At 61.9% G+C, this 10,946-nt stretch carries 8 protein-coding genes; 2 read left to right on the forward strand and 6 right to left on the reverse strand.

The annotated features are described in order from the left end of the window. Positions 1-98: 98 nt before the first annotated feature. From H8S11_RS11035 to H8S11_RS11055, 5 genes are all read right to left on the reverse strand, one after another. On the reverse strand, positions 99-1,232 hold the full coding sequence (locus H8S11_RS11035; protein ID WP_186853175.1) for a GerAB/ArcD/ProY family transporter: 1,134 nt from the start codon (positions 1,230-1,232) through the stop codon (positions 99-101). Positions 1,233-1,248: 16 nt separating this feature from the next. Next, positions 1,249-2,334, reverse strand: coding sequence for a Ger(x)C family spore germination C-terminal domain-containing protein (locus H8S11_RS11040; protein WP_186853176.1), 1,086 nt, complete (start codon positions 2,332-2,334; stop codon positions 1,249-1,251). Further along, a complete protein-coding gene (locus H8S11_RS11045) occupies positions 2,331-3,839 on the reverse strand; it encodes a spore germination protein (RefSeq protein WP_147572631.1) in 1,509 nt (502 codons plus the stop codon). Before H8S11_RS11045 ends, H8S11_RS11040 begins: the two co-directional genes overlap by 4 nt. A gap of 85 nt (positions 3,840-3,924) precedes the next feature. Then, positions 3,925-6,585 (reverse strand): cation-translocating P-type ATPase, encoded by a 2,661-nt coding sequence (locus tag H8S11_RS11050; protein ID WP_147572629.1) that lies wholly within the window; start codon positions 6,583-6,585, stop codon positions 3,925-3,927. A 135-nt stretch (positions 6,586-6,720) separates the two neighbouring features. Beyond that, complete coding sequence (locus H8S11_RS11055) at positions 6,721-7,671, reverse strand: LysR family transcriptional regulator (protein ID WP_186853177.1); 951 nt, start codon at positions 7,669-7,671, stop codon at positions 6,721-6,723. A gap of 219 nt (positions 7,672-7,890) precedes the next feature. Here H8S11_RS11055 and H8S11_RS11060 point away from each other — a divergent pair, with 219 nt between their 5' ends. Both H8S11_RS11060 and H8S11_RS11065 read left to right on the forward strand, forming a co-directional pair. Continuing rightward, complete coding sequence (locus tag H8S11_RS11060) at positions 7,891-9,108, forward strand: pyridoxal phosphate-dependent aminotransferase (protein WP_147572625.1); 1,218 nt, start codon at positions 7,891-7,893, stop codon at positions 9,106-9,108. A 46-nt stretch (positions 9,109-9,154) separates the two neighbouring features. Beyond that, positions 9,155-9,571: a RidA family protein gene (locus H8S11_RS11065; RefSeq protein WP_147572623.1), complete on the forward strand. Its 417-nt coding sequence runs from the start codon at positions 9,155-9,157 to the stop codon at positions 9,569-9,571. A gap of 61 nt (positions 9,572-9,632) precedes the next feature. On the opposite strand, the gene H8S11_RS11070 is transcribed toward H8S11_RS11065, so the two are convergent. Next, positions 9,633-10,940 (reverse strand): peptidylprolyl isomerase, encoded by a 1,308-nt coding sequence (locus tag H8S11_RS11070; protein WP_186853178.1) that lies wholly within the window; start codon positions 10,938-10,940, stop codon positions 9,633-9,635. Positions 10,941-10,946 lie beyond the last annotated feature (6 nt).

Genomic DNA, 10,946 nt, shown 5'->3' on the forward strand with positions numbered 1-10,946 from the left:
TGCCCCTGCCGCAGAGCGCTTGCTTATATTAGCAAACACTTCCTCCCTTGTCAACACTTTTTTCCCACTTTTTTCCCCTTTTTTTATCCCCTCCTTACCTACACTATATCTTCCCCTCCCTCACTCCCTCCTACCACTATATCTGGACCGCCTGTGTCTTTTTTCACAAAGGCATCCGACAGACACAGTAGGAGTGGGATACCCAACGTCAGAATGATATGCCCCCAGGGCAGGACCTCTCGACTCCATCGCTCTGCCGCCGCTCCGTCGGGGAAGCCAGCCAGGGCGCCCACCGCGGCGACGGCCAACGCCCCCGCCGCCAGTCCCCGCTCCCTGAGTCTGGGAATGGCAGTCCTGGCCATAGCCCGGATAGAAAATAGAAGGAGGGCCGCCATAGTCAGGTCTGAAAAGGTCCATAGCGCGGACACTACGCTCTCCACCCGTTGAAACGCGCCTTCAACGCCTACGCTCTTGGCCAGGGCAAAGAAGGGGCTGTCCAGCCCTGCGGCCAGCCGAGGTCCCAGGTTACCCAGGATAACGGCCTGAGCCAAAGTAAGCAGGGCCATCCCGCCTAGCCCCCAAAACAGCCAATGCCAGTTCCGCTTTTCCTTCTGCCCCTCCAGAGAGCCTGTCAGGAAGGCGGCCCAGCCGCCCCAGCCCACCACCCCAAAGGCGGGCAGGGCGGAGCGGAGTATTCCTGGCACGTCCCCACTCCACAGCGGCAGCAAGTGCTCCGCCTTCACCTGTCCTAGGGACAAAACTAGGACCACTGCCGCCGTCCCCAGAAGGACCACCAGAAAAAGCTGCGCCGCCCGGGCAAAAGGAGCGAGCCGGCCAGTTCCCATCCAGAGGGCCATCAAAGCCAGGGCCGCCAAGAAAAAGATCAGCGATCCGTCCCGGTAACCCGAAGCCAGCAGGCGCTGGGCACAAGCGCGAAGGCGGATGGCCAGAAGGAGCTCCGCCCACACTATATATATAATGAGGAGCAAGTTTCCCCCTGCCCTGCCCAGCCGCTCGCAAAAGGCGAACGCCAGCCCCCGCCCCCCGGAAAGCCGTCCCAGCAGCCAGCCCGATACCAGCGTCAGAGGGGCGGCGGCCAGCGGAGCCAGCCAGGCGCCTTTCCCCGCGGCAGGCAGGGTCAGACTGGGCAGCAGCTCCGCCGCCGGGGCCAGCAGTCCGGCCCACACCATGGTCATGAGCTGGGTGCGTGAAATATGGTCGTTGTTCTTCACAAGCTTCCCTCTTTCCTCACTCCTGGATCGATACCCTGATCTGGAGGTCTGGTTCCAGCGCGGCAAAGATACTGGGCCAGTCCTCCTGGATGGCCTGCCATTTGCCGGGCGAGGTCAGGGCCACCTGGGCGCCCAGCCCCAGGCAGTCCGCCTGCCACTGGCGGAGCTTGTCCAGCGCCCCCCTAATTTGGTTTTCCACCTGGCTGGCCAGCCGTCCGGTCAATTCTTTCCGCTCCTGGTCGGACAGGGGGTAGCGGTACTCCAACAGGTCCGCTTCGACGCGGCAGGTCAGCGTCAGCCCCATCAGCTTATTCCCTTCCCAGATAGGGGACATCTCTGTATGGGCCTGTGTCACGCGGAGCGCGGCCCGGTTTTCGGGCAGTTCGCCCTCCAGGAGATTGACTCCCGGCCTGCCGGCCAGCAGTTCTAGCCCCCGGGCCTCCCGCCCCTCCAGATATCCCGCCAGCAGCTCACCCTTCAAGATACCATAGCCGCCCTCCAGCAGGGAGGTGTCCCCCTCCCCCCCTTCCGCCGGGATAAGGGCTGGGACATAGGCCGCCCCCTGCTCCAGCAGGTCGGCATACACCTCCCCGGCAGTACGGGAGATGGTCGCCACCCCCATCTCGCTGTCGATCTGCAGGGTGGAAAGGCGGGCCTCCACCCCCTGATCTCCGCCAGATCGAACCGCTTCCTCCGCAGAGGCCTCCCGGACCAGCCACAGTTGAGCTCCAAGTCCCAGCTCCACATCCCGGGCAAAGTAGTCCAGCACAGATACTACCCCATGGCGGGCCAGCTCCTCCCCGAGCAAAAGCTGGTCTACATATCCGAAAAACACATAGCTGTCGCTCTGGCCCTGCATGGCCAGGCAGGCTCCACTGAGGGACTGGCTCTGGGCGGATAGGACTAGGGCAGACTGTCCCTCCGCCTGCAGCCCTCTGGCCCGTGGACCGGTGGAGGCGGTGACGGACAGTCCCGTTTCCAGCCAGTCTACTCCCATGGTACGCAACAGGGCCATGTCCCCCATTTCCCTGGCCCTGGGCAGCGGGGAGCACCCAGCTAAAAAAGCACAGGCAAGGGCCAAGGCACACAGCCGTCCTCTCATTTCTGATTCCTCCGGTTCTTGGTGTCATAGGCTCCATCCCGCCACTTCATTCGCGGCAGGGGCAGGCGGATCAAGGTAGGGTGGCCTCTCCTGGCCCCAGCCCCAGTGGTAAAGGGGGCCAGATAGGGGATGCCAAAGCTCTCCAGCCCGGCCAGGTGATAGATCAGGGCGGCCCAGCCCATGGCCAGGCCGAACAGCCCGCCCACACTGGCCAGGACGGCCAGCAGGAACCGCCACAGCCGCAGGGCGTTGCCAAAGTCCTGGGAGGGCTGGGCGTACCCCGCCACCCCGGCGATGGCAACGGCGATGAGGACCGCCGGGGACACGATATGGGCCTCTACCGCGGCGTTGCCCACCACCAGGCCGCCCAGAATGGATACAGCGGACCCGATAGGGCCCGGAAGACGGAGGCCAGCCTCCTGAATGACCTCAAAGGCCAGCAGCATAATTAACACTTCAAAGACAGTGGAAAATGGCACTTCCTGTTTAGCGGCCACAATGGACAGGGCCAGCTTCACCGGGATGGCCTCCGGATGAAAGGTGACCAAAGCGATATAGAGGCCGGGCACCACCAGGGTGACCAGGGCGCAAAACCAGCGGATCAGTCGGAGGGCGGAGGACACCATCCAGTGGTAGGCTTGGTCCTGTCCGGTCTTGAAAAACTGGTCGATAGTGCCAGGCACCAGCCACCCCAGAGGGATCCCGTCGGCCAGCAGGCCCACTCTTCCCTCCAGCAGGCCCTGGCAGAAGCGGTCCGGCCGCTGGGTATAGGCCATCAGAGGGAAGGGGCTTCTGTCTCCCTCCACCAGATACTCCTCCAGATTGCCGGTCGCTTCCACCCCGTCTATATCCAGGTCCGCCAGCCTTTCCTCCAGCTGGGACACAGTGTCCGGATCGGCGATGCCGTCCAAAAAGAGTACATCCACCACCGTCCTGGACTGCCGGCCTACGATCTGCTCCTTGATTTTCAGTTGGGGGGCCTTCAGATGGCGGCGTACCATAGCGGTGTTGGTACGCACCGACTCCACAAAGGACTCACGGCTTCCCTTCAGGGCAGGTTCATTGTCCGGCTCCCCCACCGACCGTTTTTCCTCTGTGGGGACAGGCAGAGTAAGCGCGTCTATCCGGCCGTCAAAAAACAAAGCGCAGCTTCCCAGGATAAGGTCATTGACCACATCGTCCAGTGTATCCCGCCGGACCGCGGCCAGATTATATAAGGCCCCATACTGGAGCATAGAAAACAATTCTCCCTCTGACACCTGGCTCAGTGCCGGATTCTGGGTCAGGGGACGCAGGATATAGTCGTTCAGTCTCTCATTTCGGGCCATTCCCAACAGATAACAGACAGTCACCATCCGCTCCCTGTCCCCGTGGAGGTACATCTGCCGCTTGCTGAAGTCGGCACAGCCGGCAAATGCCGCCTCCAGATTTTCCAGTGAGAGCGGTCCGGGAAACAGGGGTTCCTTGCGGGGATGGGGCCCGTCCACCTGATTTTTGTTTGACATGACAGCTCCCTCCTTCCGGCATAGTTTGCCAAGAAGAAGGGAGATTATGTAAAAATCAATTTTTCCCGCTGGAATGGAGGGACTTTTACCGTTTTGCTTTCTCTCTGACGGCAGACCGCTCCTCCCGCTCCCCCCGCTCTCCCTTCCGTCCCAGCGCCTTGGTGATCTCGCAGATGGGAATGGGGGCCGCCGCCAGCCCAAAGACAGCTAACCACTGGGCGCTGTCCATGGCAGTCACCGCAAATACGCCCTGGAGCGGAGGCACCAGCAGCACCGACAGTTGAAGCGCCATTCCCACCAGGAACGCCCGGTTCATAGCCGGGTTGGACAGCGCCCCCTGGGCAAAGAGGGAGCGGTCCTCGCTGCGGACATTGAAGGCGTGAAACAGCTGGCACAGGGTCAGCGTGGCAAAGGCCATGGTGTTGGCCACGGCCCCCTCCATGCCTGGAGCAGCCAGCCTGGTAAAGCCCAAAAAGTAAGCCGCCAGGGTGAGTCCGCCCACCATCAGGCCCTGCCAGGCCAGTCGGAAAGAAAATTTTTGATCAAAGAGGCCGGCCGCGGCGTCCCTTGGCTTCTCTTCCATAACCCCCTCCTCCACAGGCTCCACCCCCAGCGCCAGGGCGGGCAGGGAGTCTGTAACCAGGTTGAGCCAAAGCAGCTGCACAGGGACCAGAGGCATCTGTCCGAAGTCCAGCAGAGTGGCGGCAAAGATGGTGAAGATCTCCCCGATGTTGCAGGAGAGGAGGTAGTGAATGGCTTTTCGAATGTTGGAGTAGATGCCCCGCCCTTCCTCGATGGCGGAAACGATGGTGGAGAAGTTGTCGTCCGTGAGAATCATGTGGGCTGCCCCCTTGGCCACGTCGGTGCCCGCCACTCCCATGGCGCAGCCGATGTCCGCCGTCTTGAGGGCAGGGGCATCATTGACGCCGTCTCCAGTCATGGCCACCACATGGCCCCGCTTCTGCCACGCCTTTACGATGCGCATTTTGTGCTCCGGAGTCACCCGGGCAAAGACGGCAAATTTTTCGATGTCCTCCTCCAACACCTCCTGGGGCATGAAGTCCAGCTCGCCGCCTGTCACGGTCCACTCTCCGGGGCGGATAATGTCCAGCTCCCGGGCCACGGCGGCGGCGGTTGCCCTGTGGTCTCCGGTGATCATCACGGGACGGACTCCGGCTAGGTGGCAGCGAGCCACGGCCGCCTTTACCTCCGGCCGGGGCGGGTCCATCAGGCCAAAGAGACCCAGGAAGGTCAAGCCGCTCTCCACCGCCCGCGGCTCCAGCCCAGGCGGCAGGATGTGCAGCTCCCGCCGGGCCACGGCGATGACACGCAGGGCTTTTTGGGCCATGGCCTCATTGGCCTCCAGCACCGCCCGCCTGTCTTGGGCGGACAGAGGCCCGCGGGGGCCAGCCACACATCGCTCCAGCAGGATGTCAGGGGCCCCCTTGACAAAAACAGTCCAGCTCCCGTCCTCCCTGGCATGAATGGTGGACATAAGCTTTCGTCCGGAGTCAAAGGGCAGATCCGCCGTCCGCGGCCAGTTCTGTTCCTCCTTTTCCTGGTCCACCCCCTCCCGGGCGGCGGCCACCACCAAGGCCCCCTCGGTGGGGTCACCGACAGCGGTAGGCGCCCCCGCCTTCCACTCCAGCCTGGCATCAGAGCACAGGCAGCCGGCCAGCAGGGCATCCCGCCGATGGCCGCCAGCAGGTGTCCATAGCTCCTGGACCGTCATCCGGTTTTGGGTCAGTGTCCCTGTCTTATCCGAGCAGATGACGCTGGCACAGCCCAGCGTTTCTACGGCGGGCAGCTTTTTTACTATGGCCCCCCGGGCCGCCATACGCTGGACGCCCAGGGCCAGGACGATGGTGACGATGGCTGGCAGCCCCTCAGGAATGGCAGCTACCGCCAGGGATACGGCGGTAAGAAACATATCCAGCATATTTTTTCCCTGGATCAGTCCCACCCCGAACATGACAGCGCACACCGACAGGCACAGGAAGGACAGGGATTTGGAGATCTCCCCCATTTTTCGCTGGAGCGGCGTGTCGCCCTCCTTGTCCTCCAGAAGCAGGTTGGCGATCCGCCCCATCTGGGTGTCCATCCCCGTGGCCACCACCAGGGCGGTCCCTCGGCCGGCGGTGATCATGGTGCCAGAGAGCACCATGTTGGTCCGGTCCCCCAGAGCGGCCTCCTCAGGCAGCCGGTCGTGGGCTCCCTTTTCCACGGGGACCGATTCGCCGGTCATGGCCGACTCGTCCGCCTGGAGGCGGCTGCACTCCATAACTCTAGCGTCAGCGGGCACCATGTCCCCCGCCTCCAGCAGGATCACGTCCCCAGGCACCAGGGCGGCGGCGGATATCTTTTTTGCCCGCCCCTCCCGCAGGACATGGGCCTGTGGGGAGGACATCCGCCTCAGCTCCTCCAAGGCCTGCTGGGCGTGGTCCTCCTGGGTGATGGAGATGACTCCGTTGACCAGAACAATAATTAGAATGATAGCGCCGTCCAACCAGTCCTCCCCGCCGCTGGCCGCCAGGGACAGGGCGGCCGCCCCCAGCAGCACCAGGATCATAGGGTCCTTCAACTGGCCTAGCACCCGGGCCAGCACAGAGGGCTTTCTGGGCGGCTCCAGTTGGTTGGGACCCAGCCGCTCCAGCCGCTGGGCGCTCTCCCGCTCCGTCAGGCCGGAGGGACGGCTGTCCAGCTCTTTCATTACCTGTTCCAAAGGCCGGCTGTGCCAGTCACTCATATGTACCACGCTCCTTCTCAGCTTCTCTTTCAGTATAGCCTTGGGCCTGTCCATTTTTTGGAGAATCCTGGGGGAAGAAAAAAAGAGAGGCTGGGGCATAAAAATCCCCCGAACCAGAGGTTCGGGGGTGTGGGTTCACTCCTCCTGCCGATTTTTGTCCATAAAGTCCAGGAAATCGGTATAGATAGCCGGGAGGGAAGATTCCCTCCGGTAGTAGAGATAGAGGGTCCGCATCACATTCTCGTCGTCGATCTCGTAGAAGTAGAGCTGGTCCGTGGGCTTCACATGGTCCAGCACCCGGGGGCGGACAAAGGTGAGGCCATGGCCGTTCTCCGCCACATGATAGGCGGTCAGCATCTGGTCCAGGTACATATTCACCTTGGGGGTAAAGCCCGCGTTGCGGCACAGCTTCAGCACCCGGCGGTAGGTGTCGCTCCCCTTCTTCAGCAGCAGAAAGCCCTCCTTGGCAAAGGCGGACAGAGGCGCCCGGTGGCTGTCCACCCCCATGCCGCTGCCTGATCGGACCTGTTCAAACGTGAGGCGCCACTCCGCCATCTCCTGGTTGATCTCCAGCCCCGCCGGGACTGCCAGGATCAGCTCCTCCTGCCCCCAAAGCTGGCCCTGAAACAGGTTGGTATCCAAGGGGTAAATATCCAGCATGAAGTCAATGACACCGGACTGTAGACACTTAGTCAGGTCGCTGGTATTGCCTTCCAGCAGGCTGACCACATAGCCGGGGTACCGGCGCTGAAATTCCATCGCCAGCTCAGACAGCACATAGGAGCAGAAATAGGCGGATGCTCCAATGGTGATGGCCCCCTCCCGCTGGTCGGCCAGCTGGGCGAGGCGGCTGCGGAGCTCGTCCTCTATGCCCATCACCTGCTCCACCGCCTCCACATAGCATTTGCCGGCGGGAGTCAGGCGGATGGGGTTGGTGCTGCGGTCAAAGAGGGGGGCTCCCACCCGCTCCTCCACCTTCTTCACCTTGCTGCTGAGGGCTGGCTGAGAAATAAACAGCCGCTGGGCCGCCCTGGAAAAGCTGCGCTCCTGGTAAACAGCATAGACATATTCCCTGTCTCGGAGCATAGGACGTCCCTCCTTATTTTAATCGTATTAGAATGATTTATTTTACCTCAACAGGGCCCCTTGGGGCAACCTTAAAATTTTTTAGATATATTCTTATATAATTTTCTGTAATTGATTTTCTGGCGGGATGCTACTAAAATATAGATATCAAAGGCGGACCGGCACTCTTCCTCCTCTGGAGGAGACGGCACTGACCACTATTCAGGAGGTATGTTGAATATGGATTACATCACTGAAAAATTCTCAAAGCTGGGCTGTGACAACGCTCCCGGCCAGGAGACCCTGCAGAAGCAGGAGGCTCTGCCCATGGAGGGCGATCCCATCCCCGGCACCCCCGTAGACTTCTCCCACGGCGACGTGGACGCACACAAGCCCATCCCCGGCAGCTTGGAGAAGTTTGTGGAGGGCTATGTGGTGGGAGGCGGCCACCAGGCCTACACCGAGTACCGCGGCAAGAGCGATATCCGCGCCTATCTGGCCCAGAAGCTCACCGAGTTTAGCGGCGCCCCTGTGGACGCGGCCAGCGAGCTGATTCTGACTCCCGGCACCCAGGGCGCACTGTTCCTGGCCATGGGCTCCCTCATCGGTCGCGGGGACAAGGTGGCCATCATCGAGCCCGACTATTTTGCCAACCGCAAGCTGGTGGAGTTCTTTGACGGCGAGCTGGTCCCTGTGCCCATCCACTGGAAGGATGTGGACCGTTACTCCGGTCTGGACCTGGAGGCGCTGGAAAAGGCCTTCCAGAGCGGCGTAAAGGTGTTCCTGTACTCCAACCCCAATAACCCCACTGGTGTCATCTACTCCCCTGAAGAGGTGGCCGCCATCGGCCGGCTGGCCAAGAAGTACAATGTGGCCGTCATCGCCGACGAGCTGTACTCCCGCCAGCTCTTCGATAAGGACCAGCCCTACACCCACCTGCGCGCCCTGGAGGAGAAGCCCGACACTCTGATCACCATCATTGGCCCCTCCAAGACCGAGTCCCTCAGCGGCTTCCGTCTGGGTGTGGCCTACGGCTCCGCCCACATCATCACCCGCATGGAAAAGCTCCAGGCTATCGTGTCCCTGCGGACTGCCGGCTACTGCCAGTCCGCCTATCTCAGCTGGTTCTCCGAGCCCGATGGGTGGATGGAGAAGCGGGTAGCCGACCACAAGGCCATCCGGGACGATCTGCTGAAGGTTGTCGCCAAGTACCCCGGCTGCTGGGCCCGTCCCACCGAGGGCGGCAGCTACATCTTCCTCCAGCTCCCCGCTCTGAAGGTCACCCTGGACCAGTTCGTTAAGCTGTGCCGGGCTCAGGCCGCCGTCACCGTCACCCCCGGCACCGAGTTTGGTCCCCAGTTCACGGACAGCGTCCGCCTGAACTTCTCCCAGGATCACCAGGCTGCCGTGGCCGCTGTGGAGCGCATCTGCCAGATGGCCCAGCGGTACCACGCCTAAACACAGCCGCTACTTAATATTACCAAAACATAAAGGAGTGTCTGTTATGAGTAATCCGATCCCGCAGGGCAAGTATAAGCCCGCCGTCCGGAAGGGCAACCTGATCTTTACCGCCGGCATGACCCCCCGCCTGAACGGCCAGCTGATTATGTCCGGCAAGGTGGAGAGCGGCGTCTCCGTAGAGGACTACCGCCAGGCCGCGGACCAGGCCACCGCCAACGCCTTGAACGCCGCCCTCAGCTGTGTACAGCCTGGGGAGAAGATCACCCAGATCCTGTCCCTCACTGTTTATATCAACGCCGCCCCCGACTTTACTTCCCACGCCAAGATCGGCGACCTGGTTTCCGACTATCTCTATGAGAAGCTGGGCGACGCCGGCATCGGCGCCCGGGCCGCCATCGGTATGGGCACCCTGCCCGGTAATGCCCCTGTGGAGGTCCAGTTCATCGCCTGGGCGGAGTAATCCGCTCCCTGAACAGCAAAAAACGGGAGGCTCTCAAAAGAGAGCCTCCCGTTTTTTGGATTTATCCCTGGCTTCCAGAGGCGCTGGAACTGTCTGTCGCGGGACTGGAGCCATCGGAGGGGGCGGAGGAGTCCGCGTCATCCTCCGCGGCCTCATAGATGGCCGCGATCTCCTGCTGAACCGCTGCCTGCAGGGCCGTAACCTGGGTCCGGAAGGTGATGGGATCGATCTGCTCAAAGGCCTCGGTGGGCACGACGCCGTACTCATCCAGCCACTGCTGACTCAGAATCTCCATTTTGTCCGCCACCATCTGCCCGCGGTAATCAGCGGGGTCCAGGGGCAGCCGGAGGATGATGTGGTAGCCGTAGGTGCTCTCCACCACGTCGCTGATCTCCCCGTCCTTCAAGGCCAAAGCAGTGTTCTCAAACTCTGGGACCATCTGGCCCTTAGTGGTTGTGTACCCATCAGGATTGGCGGCTAGGCCGCTGTCCTCGCTGTGCTCGTTCATCAGTTCGTCAAAGAGGGCGATGGGGTCCTCCGCAGCCCTTAGCTGGGCCAGCAGGTCATCTGCCAGCGCCTTCTTCTCCGCTACTGTGGCGTCGTCTAAGGGGGCATACCCGGTGGTCCCGTCCTCATTGGTGACAGTCTGCTCCATATCCTTGGTCAGCAGCAGAATGTGCTTGGCCCGATAGACGCCCAGCTCATCCTGGGCATAGGAGAGCACCTCGGCGTCGGTGGGATAGCCCTCGCTCCCCTCGCCGTAGTAGAGCTCCTGGAGCTGTTCATCCAGGCTGACCCCCTCGTACATACTGCGGAACTGGTCCGGGGTCATCATGCTGGCCCAAAAGTAGTGCTCCATCGTTTCCTGGCCGCCCAGCTCCTGAACGGCGCTGTCTAGAAAGGCCGCCACCTGGTCCAGCATCTCCTGATCTGGGGACAGCCCTTTCTCCGCGCACAGTTCCGGAACCAGGCGGTAATAGGCGGCAATCTGAAGGGCAGCGTTCTTTAGCGTGTCCGCTAAGGTGCCGTCCTCTGTTTCGCTGTCCCATGGCAGGTCGGTCAGGCCAAACATGGCATACTGCTGCAACTGATACTCGATGTTGTAGTTCAGCCAGTAGAGCAGGCTTTCAGCGGTGATCTCATAGTCGCCCACCTTGGCCACTACGGTGTTTCCGGGGACGCCGGCGGTAGCCTGATAGGGGTCCGTGACCCCGGTCAGGTCCATGGGCTCAACTTCAGAGGGGGCGGAGGTGTCGGCGGAAGAGCCGCTGGTGCTGCTGTCCTCCGAGCCGTCCCCCTTGGAGCAGCCGCTCAACAGCGTGGTCCCCAGTGCCAGCGCAAGGGCCAGGGACAGGATTCGTTTCATCATGATCAT

The organism is Flintibacter hominis (assembly GCF_014287965.1).
GTDB classification, from domain to species: Bacteria; Bacillota; Clostridia; order Oscillospirales; family Oscillospiraceae; genus Lawsonibacter; species Lawsonibacter aceti.